Source organism: Bradyrhizobium sp. 14AA (assembly GCF_054185205.1).
Genome location: NZ_JAVAYM010000009.1, coordinates 260,577 through 281,519, shown reverse-complemented (window position 1 = coordinate 281,519; position 20,943 = coordinate 260,577). Strand labels below are relative to the sequence as shown.

Here is a 20,943-nt window from a genome sequence, read left to right as displayed (position 1 = left end):
CCTCATGCAGCGCCGCCGTATCGACAGCTTGCTCCAACCACCCACGATCAGCCAAGATCAGCCCCAGATGTGCCTAAGTCTGGCTCAAACCTAAACCGGACACCCGTGGGACAAGCCCGGGCATGACAGCGGGGGGTCGGCTCACCGCACTGTCGCGAAGAACTTCCTGACGTCCCGCACGAACAGCTCCGGCTGCTCGAAGGCGGCGAAATGACCGCCCTTCTCCATCTCGCTCCAATGGGTGATGTTGTGGAAGTTGGGCTCCATCCAGCGCCGCACCGGCGTGATGATCTCCTTGGGGAACGCGGCGACCCCGGTGGGCACGCTGACCTTGGGCGTCGTCCGGCGCTTGCCGAAACTTTCCCAATAGAGCCGCGCGGAGGATGTCGCCGTCTCCGTCGTCCAATAGAGCATGACGTTGTCGAGCAGCTCGTCCTTGTCAAAGATGTTTTCGGGGTGCTCGTCGCAATCGGTCCAGGCCCAGAATTTTTCCAGGATCCAGGCCGCCTGCCCGCTCGGAGAATCCGTCAGGCCATAGCCGAGCGTCTGCGGCCGCGTCGACTGCTGTTTCGAATAGCCGGAGTCGAGATCGACGTAATGCTTCAGGCCGGCCAGTGCGCGCTTTTCTTCGGCCGTCGGCTCGCCCTCGACCTTCGGCGCCGCGTTGAAGGCGAGCGTGATGTGGATGCCGGCGCAATGCTCGGCGTCCTGCGCGCCGAGCGAGGTCGTCACCGCCGAGCCCCAATCGCCACCCTGCGCGCCGTAGCGCGCGTAGCCCAGGCGGTCCATCAGCTCGGCCCAGGTCGCGGCGATACGGTCGACGCCCCAGCCGGTGCTCGTCGGCTTGGCGGAGAAGCCGAAGCCCGGCAGCGAGGGGCAGATCACGTGAAAGGCATCGGCAGGATTGCCGCCATGCGCGGCGGGATCGACCAGCGGCGCGATCACCTTCTGGAATTCCACGATCGAGCCGGGCCAGCCATGGGTGATGATCAGCGGCAGCGCGTTTGCTTCTCTCGAACGCACATGGATGAAGTGGATGTCGAGCCCGTCGATTTCGGTGGTGAATTGCTCGAAGCGATTGAGCTTTGCCTCGCGGGCGCGCCAGTCATAGCCATCAGCCCAATAGGTGCAGATCTCCCGGATCCACTTGAGCGGCGCGCCCTGGCTCCAGTCGTCGACCAGCTCAGCCTCCGGCCAGCGCGTGCGCGCAAGGCGTGATTTGAGATCGGAGAGGATGTCGTCGCTGATGGCGATGCGGAATGGTTTGATCGCGGCGATCATCGTGCCTCCCCATTTTTCTTGTCATTCCGGGGCGCGCCGTAGCGCGAGCCCGAAATCCATTTCGCAACAGAGTCGGCGGCCCGATGGATTCCGGACTCGACGCTTCGCGTGCCCCGGAATGACGGCTAGCCCGACAGCGCGGCCTTCACCAGGCCAGACGCCTTGCCGAAATCCATCTGTCCCGCATACTTCGCGCGCAACACGGCGATCACCTTGCCCATGTCCTTCATGCCGGCCGCACCGGTTTCAGTGATCGCGCCCGCGATCGCCTTCTTCACCTCGTCGTCCGCCATCTGCTTCGGCAAATAGGCCGAGATCACCGCGATCTCCTCGCGCTCCTGCGCGGCGAGCTCGGCGCGGCCGCCCTTGTCGTAGAGCTCGACCGACTCCTGGCGCTGCTTGATCATCTTCTGGAACACGCCGAGCAAATCGGCATCCGACAGCGGCGGCTTGCCGTTACCGCGGGCCTCGATGTCGGCGTTCTTGATGGTCGAGTTGACCATGCGCAGCGTGGACAGCTTGCGCTCGTCCTTGGCCTTCATGGCCTCCTTGACCGCATTATTGATGTCGTCGCGCAGCATGATCGTGATCCCTTCGAATATCCGACGCCTGATCTAGGCCGTTCGCGGCCCTGAGACAACCGGTGTTCCCAGCCATTCGACCAGCGCCCGCGCCGTCGTCTCAGGCTGCTCCGGCTGTGGCAGGTGCCCGCAATTCTCGAGGACGACGAGTTTCGCGCCGGCGATGCCGTCCGCCATCTCTTTCGAGAACGCGTTGGGAATTGTGTTGTCCTGATCCCCCGTCAGCACCAGCGTCGGGCATTTGATCGTCGCGAGCGTCGGCCGTGAGTCCACCCGCGCGATGATCGCGGTCTGCTGCCGCAGATAGCCCTCGACGCCGACATCCTCGTCCTGCGCATGCACGAGCTTCAGGATATCGGCATCATCGCGTCGCGATGGATGCACGAGCTCCGGAAAACTCTCCTCGCGCACGGCACGCAACTCGCCGCGCCTGGCGCGCTCCATCAGGCCACGCCGGCGCGCGGTCGCCTCCGGCGTATCTGGCCGCGCCTGGGTGTTGATCAGGGCGAGCTTCGAAACCCGCTCGGGCGCCTGGCGCATGATCTCGAGCGCGATGTAGCCGCCCATGGAATGACCGGCCAGCGCGAAGCGCGGCGGGGCCTCGCTCAGCACGCGGGCGGCGATCGCCGCCATGCTGTCGTCGCGGATATGGTTGGCAACCATGACCGGGCCGAACCGCCACAGCGCCGGGATCACCGTTGCATAGATCCGGGCCGAGGAGGCCAGCCCCGGAACCAGCAGAATCGGGGTGGTCTGGTCCATTATTGCCTCGCAAGCCCAGGAATTTGCCGGAAATTGTGCGGCCAAGCTTAAGAGCCCGAGACGGGCTGTCAAATATGCAAAAACGCATGTGAATCGGCGCATCTGCGCTTTGACGGGCGCGCCCGGCAGGCTTATGAAACGCGCTCATGACACAACATGACAACGATCCCGCTTGGCCGGACCACAAACCGACCGCGCTCCTCGTGCTTGCGGACGGCACGGTGCTCGAAGGCTTTGGTCTCGGCGCCGAGGGCCACGCCGTCGGCGAAGTCTGCTTCAACACCGCGATGACCGGATATGAGGAGATTCTCACCGATCCCTCCTATGCCGGCCAGCTCATCACCTTCACCTTCCCGCATATCGGCAATGTCGGCACCAACGAGGACGACATCGAGACGGTGAACATGGCCGCGACCCCCGGGGCGCGCGGCGTGATCCTGCGCACCGCGATCACCGATCCCTCGAACTACCGCGCCACCAAGCATCTCGACGCATGGCTGAAGGCCCGCGGCATCATCGGCCTCTCCGGCATCGACACCCGCGCGCTGACCGCGCTGATCCGCAGCAAGGGCATGCCCAATGCCGTGATCGCGCACGCCAAAAACGGCGAGTTCGACCTGCATGGCCTGAAGGAAGAAGCGCGCGAATGGCCCGGCCTCGAGGGCATGGACCTCGTGCCGATGGTCACCTCCGGCCAGCGCTTCACCTGGGACGAGACGCCCTGGCTGTGGGACAAGGGTTTTGGCCGGCAGGACAAGCCCGAGTTCAACGTCGTCGCCATCGACTACGGCATCAAGCGCAACATTTTGCGCCTGCTCGCCGGCGTCGGCTGCAAGGTGACGGTGGTGCCGGCGACGACCTCGTCCGAGGACATCCTCGCGATGAAGCCGGACGGCGTGTTCCTGTCGAACGGCCCGGGCGATCCGGCCGCGACCGGCAAATACGCCGTGCCTGTCATCCGGGAGGTGATCAAGTCGGGCACGCCGACATTCGGGATTTGTCTCGGTCACCAGATGCTCGGCCTCGCCGTCGGCGCCAAGACCAAGAAGATGCATCAGGGCCATCACGGCGCCAATCATCCCGTCAAGGACGAGACCACCGGCAAGGTCGAGATCACCTCGATGAACCACGGCTTTGCGGTGGACGAGACCACGCTGCCGAAGGGCGCGACGCAGACCCACATCTCGCTGTTCGACGGATCCAATTGCGGCATCCAGCTCGACGGCAAGCCGGTGTTCTCGGTGCAGTACCACCCCGAAGCCTCGCCCGGCCCGCGCGACTCGCACTATCTGTTCCAGCGCTTTGCCGATTTGATGCGGCAGAAGAAGAGCGCGTAAGGCTAAGAACGCCGGCGGACGACTCCGCCGGCTATGGCGCCGTCACGGACGCATGAACATGAAGTCCGTGTCGGGGTCACAGTTCTCGGCGATGAAGCGCAGCTCCGCCTGGATGTCGGCGACGGACCTCGTCTCCAGATATTTCGAGATCACGAGACTGAGCAAGGCGCGGCAGACGGCTTCGTGCCCGAGGCCGGCCGTGTCCGCCTCGTCGACGGCCGCTGAAAAATGGCGCTGTGCGACGTCGGAGGCGTACATGGCGTTCCATCCCTTATGCTAGGAGTGGCGTGCCCCTGAATCGCCGCCTGCGCCTTGATCTCCGTCAAGCCGGCGTATGGACTGCGGCCAGGAACAAGGGCGCCCGCGCCGTCTTGATCCCTGTCGATTATTCCCGGGAGCCCAGCCATGCCCGTCGTCCGCGACAAGGCCGAGCCACTCGCCATCGTCTTCGAGGATGACGGGCTCGTGCCGAACAACATCCTTCCGTTCCTGGTTTACCAGGGTGCGGTGACGCTTGATCCGAAGCAGCCCGAAGAAACCATCGAAGACCTGTTCGGAGCGAACGGCTGGGGCGGCACGTGGCGCAACTGCGTCTTCGACTATCTGCACTACCACGCAACCGTGCACGAGGTGCTTGGCGTTGCGCGCGGGAGCGCGCGGGTCCGCTTCGGCGGCGACCATGGCCAGGAGCTTCAGATCAAGGCCGGCGACGTCGCGATCCTGCCCGCCGGCACGGGGCATCAATGCATCGAGGCGGGCGACGATTTCTGCGTGATCGGCGCCTATCCGCCGGGCGCGAAGATGGAGATCACGCGGCCAACGCCGGAGAACCACGCGAAAGCGTTGAAGACGATTCCAAACGTCGCGCTGCCGCCGGCCGATCCCGTCACCGGCAAGGACGGAGCGTTGATGCGGCTGTGGCGGTAGCCACAAGGACGGTGCCGTAGGGTGGGCAAAGGCGCGCTCTTACGCGCCGTGCCCACCCTCCATCCGTAAAGTCCAATTGGTGGGCACGCTTCGCTTTGCCCACCCTACGGCAGCTCGGCTTACGCCGCGTTGCTGCCTTCCTGCCGCGTCGCCTCGAACAAAAACCATGTCCGGCGCTCGGTCTCGTCGATGAAGACTTCGAGGATGCTGGCGCTGGCGACGTCGCCGGCGTCGTCGCAGACCTCGTGCGCCTTGCGCATGGCGCCGGCGACGTGCTTGTTGTCCTGCATCAATTCGCGCAGCATCTCGCGCGGCGGGACGTAGTCCTCGTTGTTGTCCTTGATGGTCTGGAGTTTTGCGACCTGGCCGATCGACTTCAGCGTGGTGCCGCCGATCTTGCGGACGCGCTCGGCGAGCTGGTCGGTGGTGGCGAAGATCTGGTCCGACTGTTCGTCGAGCAGCAGATGATAGTCGCGGAAATGCCGGCCGCTGATGTGCCAGTGAAAATTCTTGGTCTTCAGATACAGCGCGAACGCGTCGGCCAGAAGCACGTTGAGCGCCTCCGAGACCTTCCTGACCCCGTCGGGCGGCAGATCGGTGGGGGTATCGAGATCGGGCGAGACCTTGTTGTTGGTTTTGCTCACGGGAAACCTTCCTGTTAGGACGCGGACATTGACGGCGCACCGTCGCCCCCCTAACGCAAGGCGGGCAGCGCCGGTTCCTGCCCAGGAACCGTTGGGACCTTCGAGACGCCATGGACGATTGGATCGATTATTACGACTCCACGCACACGATCTATGTCAGCAAGCTGCATCGCGACTTGCACTTCCAGATCATCGCGCGGGACATCATCGGCTACATCTCGTCGCCCGAGGCGACGGTGCTGGACTATGCCTGCGGCGAGGCACTGTCGGCGACCCAGGTGGCGGCGGCCTGCGGCAAGCTGATCCTCGCCGAGCCCGCACCGGGCGTGCGCGGCCGGTTGATCGCGCGGTTTGCCCCGAACACCAGGATCCGCGTCCGCTCGCTCGACGATGTCCGCAAGATGCAGGACCAGTCGATCGACCTCGTGGTGATGAACTCGGTCGCGCAATACATGACGCCGGACGAGCTCGATGCCGCGCTCCTCAATATCCGCCGCATCCTGAAGCCCTCCGGCAAGCTGGTGCTTGGCGACATCCTCCAGCCCCATGTCGGCATGTTCAGGGATGTCATGGCGCTGCTCAGCTTCGGCCTGCGCCACGGCTTCCTGAAGGACGCCCTGATCGGGCTGATCAGCACCGCACTGTCGGATTACCGTCATCTGCGCACGCGGGTCGGGCTCCAGCGCTACAGCGAGGACGAGATCACCGCCAAGCTGAAGGCGGCCGGCTTCGCGGTCCAGCGTGCCCACAGCAATATCGGCCACAATCGCTGGCGCATGACCTTCATCGCACGGTCGCCGCTAGTTCGTTAAGCATAACAATTAGCCGTTGTGGCTTGCCGCACTGCAATCGGTAATGATCGCGCCGGCCCGGTGGCGGAAGAGTCTACGCGAGGGCGGTGCATCGCTCTTCATCCTGGTTCAAGTCCAGGCCGGGTCTCCAGCCTTCGCTGGCTTCGCCAGCTTCGGCTGGGCAAGCCTCTATCGTAGCGAAGGCTGCCTCGGCGAAGCCCGAAGGGCGAAGACGGGCACGCTAGACCCGAAGCGGCAAAGCGTGTCCGGCGTAGCTGGAGCGAAGCGAAAGCGAAGACGGACTGTATCGGCGGCTCAATCCGCCCCAACCACTTCACACCCCACGACCAGCTGAAGCCGCTCCGCATCCTTCGCTGCAGAGCTGAGCACGGCGTCGAGCAGGCCGGGGAAGCGCGCGTCGAGATCCTCGCGGCGCAGCCGCATGAACCGGTTGGTCCCGGCCACGCGCGTCAGCATCAGGCCGCATTCACGCAGCTTGGCGAAGTGGTAGGCGAGGTTGGACTTACCCGCGAGCCCGCTGAAATCGCCGCAGCATAATTCGCTGCTGACACGTTCTTGCTGGGCAAGCTGGTAGACGATGGCGAGCCGGATCGGATCGCTGAGGCAATCCAGAACCATCGGCAGCTCGATCTGCTCGCGGGTCGGGTGAAGCGGTGTGCGGCTCATGACCAGGGAATCATAGCGAAACGGCCCTAATGTTCAATAGTTCTTGAACCAATTGACTCCTCCCACCTTCACATTCAATAGTTCAATAAACGTTGAGTATAGGGATATTGTCCAATGAGCGTGTTCTGGCTGGCCCTTGCGGCCTTTGCGATCGGCACCGAAGGCTTTGTGATTGCAGGACTTTTGCCGGCGATCGCCAGTGACCTGTCAATTTCGGTCTCGGCCGCCGGCCAATTGGTCACCGCCTACGCTCTCACCTATGCCGTGGGCTCGCCGATCATGGCCGTGGCGCTGAACAACATCGATCGCCGGACCGTGCTGGCCCTGGCGCTGACGACCTTCATCGCCGGAAATCTCGCCGCGATGGTGGCTTCCAGCTACGCCCTGCTGCTGGCCTCGCGAATGCTGATGGCCCTGGGCTCCGGACTGTGCATGCCGACGGCGCTCGCCGTGTCGGTCGCAGTCGCCTCGCCCGAAAGGCGCGGCCGCGCGGTCGCGCTGGTCACCTCGGGCCTCACGGTCGCGACCGTCATCGGCGTTCCTCTCGGAAACGTCGTCGGCAGCCTGCTCGGCTGGCGCGCGACCTTCGCCATGGTGGCCGTGATCGGCGCCATTGCGCTCGCGGGCCTTCTGCTCGGCCTGCCCCGTGGCTTGCCGCGCAACACCGCCTCGCTCAGCGAACGGTTCGCGGTGGCGCGTCACGGCAATGTCCTGGTCGCGCTCCTGATCACGATTTTATGGGCGCTCGGCGGCTTCACCGTATTCACGTATTTCGCGGTTCCGCTGCACGGTCTTGGTTTCGACGCCTCGCAGATCAGCCTGGCGCTGCTGGTATTTGGCGGCGCGGCCGCGATCGGCAACATGCTCGGCGGCGTCCTCGCCGACCGGCTGGGCACGCTGGCCACCGCGGGCCTCGGGCTCGCCGGCATGGCGGCCGCGCTGATCCTGCATTCGCTGGTCATGAAGCTGATGCCCGGACAGGCACATTATGCGGTGCTGGGCGCGATATTCCTCTGGGGCATTTCGGGCTGGGCGTTCTATCCGGCCCAGATCGCCAGCATCATCCGGATCGAGCCGCAGGCCTCGATGATCGCGCTCTCGCTCAACGCCTCTTCGATGTATCTCGGCTTCGCCATCGGCGGGGCGCTGGGTGGTGCGGTGCTGGCCACCCTCTCGCCGACCGACCTCGGCTGGATCGGCGGATCGAGCGTGGCGGCCTCGCTTCTGGTGCACCTCGCCCGCGGCTGGCAGGCGCGGGCAAAACCCGTCAAAATTGCCGGTTGATGGGCGTTATTCGGGGTTTCGCCGCCCCGGAATCTGGTCTAAGACCCACCCGCGCGCGAGGGAGACCACCGCGCTCTCGGCCAAAGGGACGCGCAGTAGCGCGCCCTTTTTTTGTGCCCAAATTCCAGTCCGGCGAGAGTTGATGCCCAAACGTACAGACATCACCACCATCCTGATCATCGGCGCCGGTCCCATCGTGATCGGCCAGGCCTGCGAGTTCGATTATTCGGGCACCCAGGCGGTGAAGACGCTGAAGGAAGAGGGCTATCGCATCGTCCTCGTCAATTCCAACCCGGCCACGATCATGACGGACCCGGAATTGGCCGATGCGACCTATATCGAGCCGATCACGCCCGAGATCGTCGCCAAGATCATCGAGAAGGAACGTCACGTCATTCCCGGCGGCTTCGCGCTGCTGCCGACCATGGGCGGCCAGACCGCGCTGAACTGCGCGCTGTCGCTGCGCCAGCAAGGCACACTGGAAAAGTTCGACGTCGAGATGATCGGCGCCACCGCGGACGCGATCGACAAGGCCGAGGACCGCCAGCTGTTCCGCGAGGCCATGACCAAGATCGGGCTTGAGACGCCGAAGTCGCGGCTCGCCAACGCCTCCGCCCTGAAGAAGTCCTTCCGCGACAAACGCCAGGCCGAACGCGAGAAGCTCTCGGGCGCGGCCCGCGAAGAGCACGATCGGCAGTGGACGCTCGGCGAAGGCGACCGCCGCAAGCGCTATCAGGAATACGCGCTCGGCCAGGCGCTGATGGCGCTGTCCGAGATCGGCCTGCCTGCGATCATCCGCCCGTCCTTCACGATGGGCGGCACCGGCGGCGGCATTGCCTACAACAAGGAAGAGTTCCTCGACATCATCGAGCGCGGCCTCGATGCGTCCCCCACCAACGAAGTCCTGATCGAAGAATCCGTGCTCGGCTGGAAAGAGTACGAGATGGAGGTGGTGCGCGACAAGAAGGACAACTGCATCATCGTCTGCTCGATCGAGAACCTCGATCCGATGGGCGTGCACACCGGCGATTCCATCACGGTGGCGCCGGCGCTGACGCTGACCGACAAGGAATACCAGATCATGCGCGACGCCTCGCTGGCGGTGCTGCGCGAGATCGGCGTCGAGACCGGCGGCTCCAACGTGCAGTTCGGCGTCAATCCCGAAGACGGCCGCATGGTCGTCATCGAGATGAACCCGCGCGTGTCGCGCTCCTCCGCCCTGGCTTCGAAAGCCACCGGCTTTCCGATCGCGAAGGTCGCCGCCAAGCTCGCAGTCGGCTACACGCTCGACGAGATCGCCAACGACATCACCGGCGGCGCCACGCCGGCCTCGTTCGAACCGACCATCGACTATGTCGTCACGAAAGTGCCGCGCTTCGCGTTCGAGAAATTCCCCGGCGCCTCCACCACGCTGACGACGTCGATGAAGTCGGTCGGCGAAGTCATGGCGATCGGCCGCACCTTCCAGGAAAGCCTCCAGAAGGCGCTGCGCGGCCTCGAGACCGGGCTGACCGGCCTCGACGAGATCGAGATCGAAGGTCTCGGCCGCGGCGACGACAAGAACGCGATCCGTGCCGCGCTCGGCACGCCGACGCCGAACCGGCTGCTTCAGGTCGCCCAGGCCATGCGGCTCGGCTGGTCGAACGAGGAGATCTTCAATTCCTGCAAGATCGACCCGTGGTTCCTCAGCGAGATGCGCGGCATCGTCGACATGGAGGAGAAGGTTCGCAAGAACGGCCTGCCGGGCAACGCCTTCGGCATGCGCACGCTCAAGGCCATGGGCTTCTCCGACGCGCGGCTCGCGGTGCTCGCCGAGACGACGGAGGCCGAGGTTACCGCCAAGCGTCACGCGCTCGACGTTCGCCCCGTCTACAAGCGCATCGACACCTGCGCGGCTGAATTCGCCTCGCCGACCGCCTACATGTATTCGACCTATGAGGCGCTGTTCGCGGGCGCTCCGGCCGATGAGAGCGCGCCCTCGGACAAGAAGAAGGTCATCATTCTCGGCGGCGGGCCCAACCGCATCGGCCAGGGCATCGAGTTCGACTATTGCTGCTGTCACGCCTGCTTCGCGCTGCATGACGCCGGCTACGAATCCATCATGGTCAACTGCAACCCCGAGACCGTGTCGACCGACTACGACACCGCCGACCGGCTCTATTTCGAGCCGCTCACCGCCGAGGACGTGCTGGAGATCATCGCGAAGGAACGCAGCAACGGTACGCTGCACGGCGTGATCGTGCAGTTCGGCGGCCAGACCCCGCTGAAGCTCGCGCACGGGCTGGAGGCCGCCGAAGTGCCGATCCTCGGCACCTCGCCGGACGCCATCGACCTTGCGGAAGACCGCGACCGCTTCAAGCGCGTGCTCGACAAGCTGCGGCTGAAGCAGCCCAAGAACGGCATCGCCTATTCGGTCGAGCAAGCGCGCCTGGTCGCGACCGATCTCGGCCTGCCGCTGGTGGTGCGCCCGTCCTACGTGCTCGGCGGCCGCGCGATGCAAATCATCCGCGAGGAGAACCAGCTCAACGACTACCTGCTCGGCACGCTGCCGGAGCTGGTGCCCGCCGACGTCAAGGCGCGCTATCCGAACGACAAGACCGGCCAGATCAACACCGTGCTCGGCAAGAACCCGCTGCTGTTCGACCGCTATTTGTCTGATGCCACCGAGATCGACGTCGACTGCCTCTGTGACGGCAAGGACACCTTCATCGTCGGCATCATGGAGCACATCGAGGAAGCCGGCATCCATTCCGGCGATAGCGCCTGCTCGCTGCCGCCGCACTCGCTCGATGCGAAAATGATCGGGGAGCTGGAGCGGCAGACGCGTGAGCTCGCGCTCGGCCTCGACGTCGTCGGCCTGATGAACGTGCAATACGCCATCAAGGACGGCGACATCTACGTGCTCGAGGTCAACCCGCGCGCCTCGCGCACCGTGCCCTTCGTCGCCAAGGTGGTCGGCACGCCGGTTGCGAAGATCGCCGCGCGCATCATGGCCGGCGAGAAGCTTGCCGACTTCAACTTGAAGAAGGCGGAGCTCAAGCACGTCGGCGTCAAGGAATCGGTATTCCCGTTCGCGCGCTTCCCCGGCGTCGACACGGTGCTCGGCCCCGAGATGCGCTCGACCGGCGAGGTCATGGGCATCGACCGCTCTTTCGCGGTGGCCTTCGCCAAGAGCCAGCTCGGCGGCGGCACCAGGGTGCCGCGCAAGGGCACCGTGTTCGTCTCGGTGCGCGAGAGCGACAAGACGCGGATCGCCGAGGCCGTTCGCGAATTGCACTCGCTCGGCTTCAAGGTGCTGGCGACCTCGGGCACGGCGCGCTTCCTGACCGACCAGGGCATCCCGACCGAGAAGGTGAACAAGGTGCTGGAAGGGCGGCCGCACATCGTCGATGCCATCACCAATGGCGATGTCCAGCTCGTCCTCAACACCACCGAAGGCCCGCAGGCGCTCGCCGACAGCCGTTCGCTGCGGCGCGCGGCCCTCTTGCATAAAGTGCCGTATTACACCACTCTTTCCGGGGCCGTGGCGGCCGCGCAGGGCATCCGCGCCTATCTTGGCGGGGACCTTGAGGTTCGTACCCTGCAGAGCTACTTTTCGGAAACCTGATCGCTAGCGGGAGCGACGCTTCCGCTAAGTGATTGGCAATGAAGCCACAATGGCCGGAGGAACTGTCCGGTCGTTGTGGTTGTTCTGTTCCGGCGCCAGACCCACATAGCATTCCCGGTGGGCGCGTGTTCGGCCCCGGGAATATCGACGAATCAAGGTTGCCGCGCCCTCCGTTTTCGTGGGGCGCGCAGCTGAAGGACGAGAGAAGAGATGGAAAAGGTTCCGATGACCCAGGCCGGCTTTGTCGCGCTTGGGGAAGAATTGAAGAAGCGCCAGTCGGAGGACCGTCCGCGGATCATCGAGCATATCGCGGAAGCGCGCTCGCACGGAGACCTGTCGGAGAACGCGGAATATCATGCCGCGAAGGAAGAGCAGTCCCACAATGAAGGCCGCATCGCCGAGCTCGAGGACAAGCTCGCGCGCGCCGACATCATCGACATCTCGAAGCTCTCCGGCGACACCATCAAGTTCGGCGCCACCGTGACGCTGGTCGACGAGGACACCGAGAAGAAGACGGTGTGGCAGATCGTCGGCGAGGTCGAGGCCGACGCCAAGAAGGGCCGCATCTCCATCACTTCGCCGCTCGCCCGCGCGCTGATCGGCAAGAAGAAGGGTTCGACCGTCGAGGTCAATGCACCCGGCGGCGCCAAGGCGTATGAGATCACCAAGGTGGAGTGGCGGTAAGGATTTGCCGCTGCGCGTGACGAGGTTTTGAAAAGGCCGCGCGATGCGCGGCCTTTTTGTTTCCACGGTTTGCTTTGAAGCGTGATGCAGACGCTCGCCCTCTGTCTCGTGTCCCGGACAAGCTGCAACGCTTCAGCGTTGCGGCGCAGAGCCGGGACCCGGCTTGCCGCACGCACCGCTGTTACATGGGCCCGGCTCTGCAGCGCACCGCTGAAGAAGCGCTGCGCTGCGTCCGGGGCACGAGAGCGCCCTACCGTCTCCCCTTCACGTCCAGCGGCACGGCCGCCTCGTACTTCGAGTTATGCAGCACCAGCGACGTGCGCACGTTCCGCACGTGGGGCGCGGCGGTCAGGTGCGTCACGAAATCCTGGAAGGTCGCCATGTCGGGGGCGACGCATTTGAGGATGAAATCGACCTCGCCCGACAGCATCCAGCACTCCCGTACCAGGGGCTCGGCCCGGACGAACTCCTCGAAGGCGCGCAAGTCCGCCTCGGCCTGGCTCGAGAGGTGCACGGAGGCGAACACGGTGACGTCGAAGCCGAGCTTGCGGGCGTCGAGCAGGCCGCGATAGCCGTGGATGTAGCCCTCCTCCTCCAGCGCCCGGACGCGGCGCAGGCAGGGCGGCGGCGAGATGCCGACGCGCTTGGCCAGTTCGACATTGGTGATTCGACCGTCGGCCTGAATCTCGGTGAGAATTTTCAGGTCGATCTCGTCCAGGCTCCGCGACACGTGATTGGAACTCCTCGCCTTTGCGGCGGTATTGGTGGGTTTGCCGCAATCCTCATAGCCCAGTCCGCACCGTTAGCGCAATTTTATTGCGCGTGCAGCGCAATCGACTTTTGTTCCTTGTTGGAAAAATCCGCCGAGAGGGAATGCAATTCTTGCATAGCTCACCAGAAGGCTTAGATTAGCTCTGATATTTCAGCGCCTCCGCGAGGCCTCCCGGCACGTTCCGCGCCCGCGCTGCAAATCCCCCGTGAAAGGCGTCCATCGAAATGTCCGCTCCTGTTCATGCAAAGGTCGTCATTATTGGCTCCGGCCCCGCCGGTTACACCGCGGCGATCTACGCGGCGCGCGCGATGCTCGAGCCGATCCTGATCCAGGGCATCCAGCCGGGCGGCCAGCTCACCATCACCACCGACGTCGAGAATTATCCGGGCTTCGCCGACGTGATCCAGGGCCCCTGGCTGATGGAGCAGATGGAGAAGCAGGCGGTCCACGTCGGCACCCAGATCGTCACCGACCTCGTCACCAAGCTGGAGACCACGCAGCGGCCGTTCCGCCTCACCTGCGACAGCGGCGACGTCTATCTCGCCGATTCCGTGATCCTCGCCACAGGCGCGCAGGCGCGCTGGCTCGGGTTGCCGTCCGAAGTGAAGTTCCAGGGCGGCGGCGTGTCGGCCTGCGCCACCTGCGACGGCTTCTTCTACCGCAACAAGGACGTCGTGGTGGTCGGCGGCGGCAATACCGCGGTCGAGGAAGCGCTGTACCTCACCAACCATGCCTCGCAGGTCACCATCGTGCATCGTCGCGATCACTTCCGCGCCGAGCGCATCCTTCAGGAGCGTCTGTTCAAGCACCCCAAGATCAAGGTGGTCTGGGACTCCGCCGTCGACGAGATCTGCGGCACCGAGAACCCGAACAAGGTCACCCATGTGCGCCTGAAGAACGTCAAGACCGGTGCCCATACGGACGTGAAGACCGACGGCGTGTTCATCGCCATCGGCCATGCGCCGGCGACCGAGCTCGTCAAGGGCCAGATCAAGCTGAAACCGTCGGGCTATGTCGAGGTCGCCCCGAACTCGACCGCCACCTCGGTGCCCGGCCTGTTCGCCGCCGGCGACGTCGCCGACGAGACCTATCGGCAGGCCGTGACGGCCGCCGGCCTCGGCTGCATGGCAGCTCTCGAAGCCGAACGTTTCTTGGCCCTGCGCGCCAGCGAGCGCGCGGCAGCGGAATAAAGATCATGCCTCGAACACGCGACGGATTTACGGATATGGACTGGGACAAGCTGAAGGTGTTTCACGCGGCGGCGGAAGCGGGCAGCTTCACGCATGCGGGCGAGCAGCTCGGCCTGTCGCAATCGGCGGTCTCGCGCCAGGTTTCGGCGCTGGAGCAGGAGCTCTCGGTCTCGCTGTTCCACCGCCACGCCCGCGGCCTGATCCTCACCGAACAGGGCGACCTCTTGTTCCGCACCGCGCATGACGTGTTCATGCAGCTGCAGGCGGCGCGCGCGAAACTGACCGACAGCCGCGAGCGACCGAGCGGCGATCTCAAGATCACCACCACGCCCGGCGTCGGCATCAACTGGCTGATCCCGCGCCTCGGCGAATTCACCGCGCTCTATCCGGAGATCCGGATCTCGCTGATCGTCACCGACGAGGAGCTCGACCTGTCGATGCGCGAGGCCGACGTTGCCATCCGCACCCGCAAGCCGACCCAGCCGGATCTCATCCAGCGCAAGCTGTTCGCGATGGGCTTCCACGCCTATTGCTCGCCGGAATACATCAAGCGCTTCGGCACGCCGCGCACGCTCGAGGAGCTCGACTCCCACCGCATCATCACGCTCTCGGACGGCAACTTCGCGCCGCACCTGCAGAACCGCAACTGGCTGGTCGAAGCCGGACGCAACGGCTCCGGTCCGCGCGAAGCCTATTTCAGAGTGAACAACATCCTCGGCCTCGTGCGCGCCTGCCAGCAGGGCCTCGGCATCGCCGCGCTGCCCGACTACCTCGTCGAGGAACAGAGCAAGCTCGTGCAACTGTTCGGCGAATCGGATTCGATCCAGCTCGACACGTATTTCGTCTATCCCGAGGAGTTGAAGACGGTCGCGCGCGTGCAGGTGTTCCGCGACTTCGTGGTGAGCAAGGCGCAGCGCTGGCCGTCCTGATTTCCGCATGTCTGACATGCGGCCTCGGCTGTTGCTGCATGGCGCTCGTCAAGCTCATACTCCTTGCACGCTGAGCCTTCGCGTTGCGCATTTGTCCCCCTCCTCCAGTGGCGCGGGAGTTCAGTAATCCCTCTTGGAAGGTGATTGTGTCGGCCTCACGTGGCCAATACCTAAGCCGGGCCTTCGGGTCCGGCTTTTTTTCTGCCTCAAAACGGCTTTCGCCTTCCGCGTGTATTGACAGTTCCACGCCTACCCCGCATCATTTGCGAATGATCACGAAGTCGTGCGCACTCGTTTCGAAAAAAGGCCCCCATCCCGGGACCTCGGAATGTTGCGCGCGCTAGGCTGACTTCGTCATCGCGAACAAATCCCGAAAACCCCGCCGCCTGGACGGGGTTTTTTCATGCGCCCTCCGTCTCAGGTTTTTCCCGAGAAGGAGATGGAACATGACCGGACTACAAGAACAGTTGCACGGGCTCTGGCTGCCGCTGGTGACGCCGTTTCGCGATGGCGCGCTCGACGAGCGGTCGCTGCGGCGGCTGACGCGGCACTATGCCGGCCACGCTGTCGACGGCTTCATCCTGGGGGCGACCTCCGGCGAAGGCATGACGCTGCGCGACAACGAATACGAACGCCTCGTCGCCATCGTGCGCGACGAGATGGCAGCAAGCCGCCGCACCTTGCCGGTCTGCCTCGGATTGTCGGGCGCCGACACTTCGCGGCTGAAGGATCGCCTCGATGAAACCGCGGACTGGCCGATCGACGGTTATCTGATCGCGAGCCCCTATTACGTGCGGCCCTCGCAGCGCGGGCTGCTGGCGCATTTCGAGGCCCTCGCCGATCACGCCGCCTGGCCGATCGCGCTCTACAACATTCCCTATCGCACCTCGGTCAACATCACCAACCAGACGCTGCTGCGTCTCGCCGAGCATCCGAACATCGTCGGGCTGAAGGATTGCGGCGCGAGCCGCGAGCAATCCATCGCGCTGCTGCGCGACAGGCCAAAGGATTTTCGCGTGCTCACAGGCGAGGACGCGAATTACTTCGAGGCGCTTGTCGACGGCGCCGACGGCGGCATCGTGCTGTCGGCGCATGTGGAGACCGCGACGTTTGCCGCCATTCGCACCGAGCTGATGCGCGGCAACCACGATGTGGCGCTGGCGCGCTGGCACGAGGTCGCAGAGCTCACGCGCCTGCTGTTCACTGAGCCGAGCCCTGCGCCGGCGAAGTACTGGCTGTGGCGCAGTGGCCTCATCGACAGCCCCGAAGTGCGGCTGCCGATGGTGGAAGTGAGCAGCGAGCTCGCGGCCACGATCGATCGCGAGATCGAGCGGCGGATGAAAGTCGCGGCGTAGTTCTTCCTCTCTCCACACGCACGCTGCCGTCCCTTCTCCCCTTGCGGGAGAAGGTGGCGCGAAGCGCCGGATGAGGGGTTCTATCCGCGCGCATCACGGCAGCTGAATTCGCGGAGACAACCCCTCACCCGTCTCGCTGCTGACCAGCGAGCCACCCTCTCCCACAAGGGGAGAGGGAAAGCCTCGTCGTGTCCTGTTCGCTCCAACAATCCATTCGCGCTCAACGCGCAGACTTCAATCCGGAAAGATCGACGTATGGGAATCCGTCAATGGCTCGAGGCCCTGAAGGCTGCATGGGGCGGCGCTTCATGCACGAGCACGTTATCCGACTGGCTGCGCCGCGATATCGGCCTGACGGAGGACGACGTGAAATCGCGCTTGGAGCGCGTTGACGAGATCAGGAGGAAGTACAGCGCATGGGTTTAACGATCGCGCATGGCGCTCTTACCTTCCCCCTCCAGGCGAGGGTAAGACGCGCGCCCATGGTTAACCGTGCACGAACGGCCTTCGCGGTCGCCGCATGGCGCATCCACGCCTCGTTTACGCAATGGGGCCTATCGTTTGCTCCAGAAGCTTTCAAAGGGGGAATGAACATGGGGCATCGCACCCGGCCTACGGCCGCGAGCCAATTCGCGCCCGCCGATCTCTTGCAGGGAATTCTCGTCGTGTCGTCGTTCGGGTTCTGGGCGGTAATGCTCGGCCTGATGCCGGTGCTGGTGTTTCGCATCTGGCTGGTCGGCTGACGCCGCGGCGCACGGGAATGGTTAATCCGTGGTAGTGCCTGTGTCCGAAAGCACAGGATACGGCGACCCGGAATCTTAAATCATCCCGCGTAGCGTCGACGCCCATAAGCGAAGAAATCGCGGGGGCGTTTTGTGAATAGTCATAATGAAGCGGCGTCGCATTACGACGCCGGCCAGCAGAGCTTTACCACCGAAGACATTCTCTGGGCCGCCGGCATCTGGTCGGTGATCCTCACCCTGTCGCCGGTCATCGTGTTCTACATGCTGATGGTCGCGTAGGCTTCATCAGCACCCAGAAACGCAAAACGCGCGAACTTCCGCGCGTTTTCCGTCCGGGGAATGATTAATGAAAATTACGCCGCCTGCTTGTGCATTGCGCCGGATGCCGACGCCGTGCCGCGAATAGCTTTCACTGAACGCTCGATCGCCGCCCACAGCCGTGCGATTTCCTGAGCCGCACGGCTCTCGGCCTGGTATTCCCGCGCGCCTTCGCCGTGGCTCAGCGCCATCAGCAGATCCGAGCGGTTGGTGATCTGTCCGCCCCACACCGGTGCGCGGAATTTCGCCAGCGCCTCGCGTGCGATGGTGACGATCGGGCTCTCGGATTCGTCGCGGCGCGCCGGCGCACCGTTGAGCACGACTGCGTAGGGCTTGCGCGCCGCACGGCACATCTGGATGGTTTCCTGCACCGCGTTGACGTCGAACACGCCGGGACGGGCCGGGATCACCACCATGGTGGCATTGCGGATCGCGTCGTCGACGACGGCCGACAGGTTCGGCGGCGTGTCGATCAACACCCATTCATAACCGTCGCGCTTGGCAGCGGAGACGATGCCGCTGACGGAGTTCACGGCGGCCTTGATCGGCGGTTCGTTGGTGCCACGCAGCTTGTGCCACAGCGTGAGCGAGCCTTGCGGATCCGCATCGACGAGCAGAATGGGCTTGGTCGCCTTGATCTGCGCGGCGAGATGTGCAGCCAGGGTACTCTTGCCCGAGCCGCCTTTACGCGATGCAAAAACAATAACGTTCATACCTTCGGCCTCCAGATTGACCCCAGGCTGCGAAAATGAATCACCGCGCTGATTCGGGAAAGAAAAATTTACCGAGAGTTGCCCCGCCGCCACGAAATAACAAGACGTGTTGGCTTTTGAGTCACACTGCTTCGTGCGACGACGGACACGAACTGCAATGAACGCCTTTCGCACGGGCATTCCTGCGGTTTTTGAGCAGGGGCACGGGACGAAGCGGAATGCAACCTTGCCGCGCAAACGCTTTCCGCGACTCTTTTCCGTGGGGCGCTCGTAATTGCCGCAAGCATGCGCGCGGGCTCGCGCGAACAAAAGGAGTCCGGTGGCTGTCGCGTGGCTGACGCCGGAAAATGCGAATGCCCGGGCCAAGACGCGTCGCGCTTTTGCCCGGGCATGGGTTTCAGGGAAGGAACGCGGCCGTCCCGCGCTCAGCCCTCGCTGGAATTCTTCTTCTTGGCCGTCTTCGGCGCCGGCTTGGTGCTCTTCTTCGCCGTCTTGCTCGCCGACTTGTTCGCCGTCTTGGGCGCGATGCTGGTCGGCTTGCCGGCGCGCATCTCGCCCGGCTCCGGGCCCTGGCGGAAGAACGGCCGGCACTGCGGCGAGAGCTGCGCCTTCTTCTGGATCATGCAGGCGGTGATGGCGTCGACGTTCGGAACGAACTCGCCGCACAGCCGCATCGCATCCGGCGTGCAGGCCTGCTGCTGCTCCGGCGTGTAGGCAAAGCCGGCGCCCGGCTGGACCAGGACGGCCAAGGCAAGCGAGAGGCTTGCTGCGACCAAGGATTTTCTGAAGTGAAGCACCGGCATCGATCCCCCCAAATGTCGAACAGGAGGGAATAGTGGGTGAACGCCGGTTCGTTGGCAACCGAGGGGGGACGCGAAAGGCTGGACGTGTGCGGTCTTGGCAACAGGGCGGGTGGCGCGGAGGCAAGTCATTCTCACACATCGTGGTCATCCCCCGCCTTGTGCGCAATTGCGCACTGGGGCGGGGGATGACAGGGGTGTGTGAGGGCAAGGCGCGGCTAACCCTCTGGCGGTGCTCGCAAGATCGCGCCCTGCCCGCCCTCCACCACCCCCCGAACAAAAACCGCGAAAACAACCCCATGCACAGTAGCCAGGCCCCGGCAGCCTCTGCGGATTTTACGAAATCGATTTGACACGTCGGGCAAATCAGGGGCATGATGGCATCATCGGAAAACGTGTGGGGGTGGTCGGCTGTCTCCCCGTGGGGTGAGGGGCGCATGGCCACATTGTTGATCGTCGCGCCGGTTTTTGCGCTGATCGCGGCCGGCTATGCCGCGGTGCTGTTTCGCTTCGTCTCCGAGACCGCGCACAAGGGCATCTCCGAATTCGCCTTCAGCATCGCGATCCCCGCTTTGCTGTTCCGCACCATCGTCGTCTCGGAATTCCCCGACGTCAGCCCCTGGCGCATGTGGGGGACCTATTACGGCGCGCTCGCGCTCACCTGGATCGCGGCGCTGATCCTCTCGGCCCTGCTGCGCGCGCGGCGCGAGGACCGCGAGGACGGCGTCGTGTTCGCGATCGGCTCGGTCTACGGCAACATCGTGATGCTCGGCATACCGCTTGTGCTCTCGGCGCTCGGCAATGAGGCCGCGGGGCCGATGGCGCTGATCCTGTCGGTGAACACGCCGCTGCTCTGGCTCTGCGGAATCCTCCAGATGGAATTGGTCAACCGCAAGCGAAGCGGCTCGGCGCTGTCGGTGATCTCTCCCGTGCTCGCGGATCTCTCCCGCAATCCGCTGATGCTGGCAATCGGTTTTGGCGTGGTCTGGCGTCTTACGGGCCTCGGCCTCACCCCCGTCGTCGACAAGACCATCGAGCTGCTCGCGCAGGCGGGTTCACCGACGGCGCTGATCGCGCTCGGCATCAACCTGCTCCGCTTCGAGGTGAAGGGCGAGAAGCTGAGCATTCTCGTGATGTGCGCGCTCAAGCTGCTGGCGATGCCGGCGGCAGCCTTCGTGCTGGCAAAGCTGCTCGGCCTGCCGCCGGTCGCCGCCGGCGTGATCGTGCTGTTCGCGGCGATGCCGACCGGCGCCAACGCCTACATCTTCGCGGTTCAGTATCAGCGGCTGGTGAACCCGGTGTCGGGCGCGGTGGCGCTGGGCACGCTGCTGGCGGCGGTGACGTTGCCGGTGGTGGTGATGGTGGTGGCGGGGGGCGAGGTAGCTACTCGCGACGCGCGCCCGCAGAGATTGTCCGCTCGGCGCGAATACTTGGATGTATCCATCAAACGAGATTTGGATACATTGAGGTATACGACCGAGCCGCGGGCGATGCCGCGGCCGCATTTTTCGCAAATCTATTAAACCCGAGATTGCCGC

At 64.4% G+C, this 20,943-nt stretch carries 21 protein-coding genes; 12 read left to right on the top strand and 9 right to left on the bottom strand.

The features are described from left to right. Positions 1-141 precede the first annotated feature (141 nt). From RAD15_RS19060 to RAD15_RS19050, 3 genes are all read right to left on the bottom strand, one after another. Positions 142-1,278, bottom strand: coding sequence for an epoxide hydrolase family protein (locus RAD15_RS19060; protein ID WP_458179676.1), 1,137 nt, complete (start codon positions 1,276-1,278; stop codon positions 142-144). A gap of 128 nt (positions 1,279-1,406) precedes the next feature. Then, the gene (locus tag RAD15_RS19055; RefSeq protein ID WP_458179666.1) at positions 1,407-1,862 is read right to left on the bottom strand and encodes a GatB/YqeY domain-containing protein; all 456 of its coding nucleotides are present in this window, start codon (positions 1,860-1,862) and stop codon (positions 1,407-1,409) included. Positions 1,863-1,895: 33 nt separating this feature from the next. After that, positions 1,896-2,624: an alpha/beta fold hydrolase gene (locus tag RAD15_RS19050; protein WP_458179665.1), complete on the bottom strand. Its 729-nt coding sequence runs from the start codon at positions 2,622-2,624 to the stop codon at positions 1,896-1,898. A 146-nt stretch (positions 2,625-2,770) separates the two neighbouring features. Here RAD15_RS19050 and carA point away from each other — a divergent pair, with 146 nt between their 5' ends. After that, on the top strand, positions 2,771-3,961 hold the full coding sequence (gene carA / locus RAD15_RS19045) for a glutamine-hydrolyzing carbamoyl-phosphate synthase small subunit (protein WP_458179664.1): 1,191 nt from the start codon (positions 2,771-2,773) through the stop codon (positions 3,959-3,961). A 42-nt stretch (positions 3,962-4,003) separates the two neighbouring features. On the opposite strand, the gene RAD15_RS19040 is transcribed toward carA, so the two are convergent. Beyond that, a complete protein-coding gene (locus tag RAD15_RS19040; protein WP_458179663.1) occupies positions 4,004-4,219 on the bottom strand; it encodes a hypothetical protein in 216 nt (71 codons plus the stop codon). 147 nt (positions 4,220-4,366) lie between these two features. Between RAD15_RS19040 and RAD15_RS19035 the strand changes: the two genes are divergently transcribed. Next, entirely contained in the window at positions 4,367-4,888 is a 522-nt protein-coding gene (locus tag RAD15_RS19035) for a hypothetical protein (protein WP_458179662.1), read from the top strand. A gap of 119 nt (positions 4,889-5,007) precedes the next feature. Here RAD15_RS19035 and RAD15_RS19030 read toward each other — a convergent pair whose 3' ends face one another. Further along, positions 5,008-5,532 (bottom strand): Dps family protein, encoded by a 525-nt coding sequence (locus tag RAD15_RS19030; RefSeq protein ID WP_458179661.1) that lies wholly within the window; start codon positions 5,530-5,532, stop codon positions 5,008-5,010. A gap of 110 nt (positions 5,533-5,642) precedes the next feature. Here RAD15_RS19030 and RAD15_RS19025 point away from each other — a divergent pair, with 110 nt between their 5' ends. Next, positions 5,643-6,344 carry a class I SAM-dependent methyltransferase gene (locus RAD15_RS19025; protein WP_458179660.1) on the top strand — a complete coding sequence of 234 codons (702 nt, stop codon included), beginning with the start codon at positions 5,643-5,645 and terminating at the stop codon, positions 6,342-6,344. Positions 6,345-6,638: 294 nt separating this feature from the next. Here RAD15_RS19025 and RAD15_RS19020 read toward each other — a convergent pair whose 3' ends face one another. Further along, entirely contained in the window at positions 6,639-7,010 is a 372-nt protein-coding gene (locus RAD15_RS19020; RefSeq protein WP_458179659.1) for an ArsR/SmtB family transcription factor, read from the bottom strand. Positions 7,011-7,124: 114 nt separating this feature from the next. Between RAD15_RS19020 and RAD15_RS19015 the strand changes: the two genes are divergently transcribed. The 3 genes from RAD15_RS19015 to greA all read left to right on the top strand — a co-directional run bounded on the left by RAD15_RS19015 (position 7,125) and on the right by greA (position 12,585). Then, positions 7,125-8,294: an MFS transporter gene (locus tag RAD15_RS19015; protein ID WP_458179658.1), complete on the top strand. Its 1,170-nt coding sequence runs from the start codon at positions 7,125-7,127 to the stop codon at positions 8,292-8,294. Positions 8,295-8,436: 142 nt separating this feature from the next. Next, complete coding sequence (gene carB, locus RAD15_RS19010; RefSeq protein ID WP_458179657.1) at positions 8,437-11,901, top strand: carbamoyl-phosphate synthase large subunit; 3,465 nt, start codon at positions 8,437-8,439, stop codon at positions 11,899-11,901. Positions 11,902-12,111: 210 nt separating this feature from the next. After that, positions 12,112-12,585: a transcription elongation factor GreA gene (greA, locus tag RAD15_RS19005; protein ID WP_018643807.1), complete on the top strand. Its 474-nt coding sequence runs from the start codon at positions 12,112-12,114 to the stop codon at positions 12,583-12,585. Between the two features lie 250 nt (positions 12,586-12,835). Here greA and RAD15_RS19000 read toward each other — a convergent pair whose 3' ends face one another. Continuing rightward, positions 12,836-13,315, bottom strand: a complete 480-nt coding sequence (locus tag RAD15_RS19000) for an Lrp/AsnC family transcriptional regulator (protein ID WP_458179656.1) — start codon at positions 13,313-13,315, stop codon at positions 12,836-12,838. Between the two features lie 266 nt (positions 13,316-13,581). On the opposite strand from RAD15_RS19000, the gene trxB reads away from it, so the two are divergent. The 5 genes from trxB (at position 13,582) to RAD15_RS18975 (ending at position 17,853) form a co-directional block, all read left to right on the top strand. Next, positions 13,582-14,547 (top strand): thioredoxin-disulfide reductase, encoded by a 966-nt coding sequence (gene trxB / locus RAD15_RS18995; protein WP_458179655.1) that lies wholly within the window; start codon positions 13,582-13,584, stop codon positions 14,545-14,547. Between the two features lie 5 nt (positions 14,548-14,552). Further along, entirely contained in the window at positions 14,553-15,476 is a 924-nt protein-coding gene (locus RAD15_RS18990) for a LysR family transcriptional regulator (RefSeq protein WP_026201990.1), read from the top strand. Positions 15,477-15,922: 446 nt separating this feature from the next. Next, positions 15,923-16,831, top strand: a complete 909-nt coding sequence (locus tag RAD15_RS18985; RefSeq protein WP_458179654.1) for a 4-hydroxy-tetrahydrodipicolinate synthase family protein — start codon at positions 15,923-15,925, stop codon at positions 16,829-16,831. Between the two features lie 593 nt (positions 16,832-17,424). Then, the gene (locus RAD15_RS18980; RefSeq protein WP_458179653.1) at positions 17,425-17,574 is read left to right on the top strand and encodes a hypothetical protein; all 150 of its coding nucleotides are present in this window, start codon (positions 17,425-17,427) and stop codon (positions 17,572-17,574) included. A 132-nt stretch (positions 17,575-17,706) separates the two neighbouring features. Beyond that, positions 17,707-17,853 carry a hypothetical protein gene (locus tag RAD15_RS18975; protein WP_458179652.1) on the top strand — a complete coding sequence of 49 codons (147 nt, stop codon included), beginning with the start codon at positions 17,707-17,709 and terminating at the stop codon, positions 17,851-17,853. Positions 17,854-17,927: 74 nt separating this feature from the next. On the opposite strand, the gene RAD15_RS18970 is transcribed toward RAD15_RS18975, so the two are convergent. Both RAD15_RS18970 and RAD15_RS18965 read right to left on the bottom strand, forming a co-directional pair. Further along, positions 17,928-18,605 (bottom strand): ParA family protein, encoded by a 678-nt coding sequence (locus RAD15_RS18970; protein WP_211381568.1) that lies wholly within the window; start codon positions 18,603-18,605, stop codon positions 17,928-17,930. A gap of 425 nt (positions 18,606-19,030) precedes the next feature. Further along, the gene (locus RAD15_RS18965) at positions 19,031-19,408 is read right to left on the bottom strand and encodes a hypothetical protein (RefSeq protein ID WP_458179651.1); all 378 of its coding nucleotides are present in this window, start codon (positions 19,406-19,408) and stop codon (positions 19,031-19,033) included. Positions 19,409-19,842: 434 nt separating this feature from the next. On the opposite strand from RAD15_RS18965, the gene RAD15_RS18960 reads away from it, so the two are divergent. Then, positions 19,843-20,928, top strand: coding sequence for an AEC family transporter (locus RAD15_RS18960; RefSeq protein WP_458179650.1), 1,086 nt, complete (start codon positions 19,843-19,845; stop codon positions 20,926-20,928). Positions 20,929-20,943 lie beyond the last annotated feature (15 nt).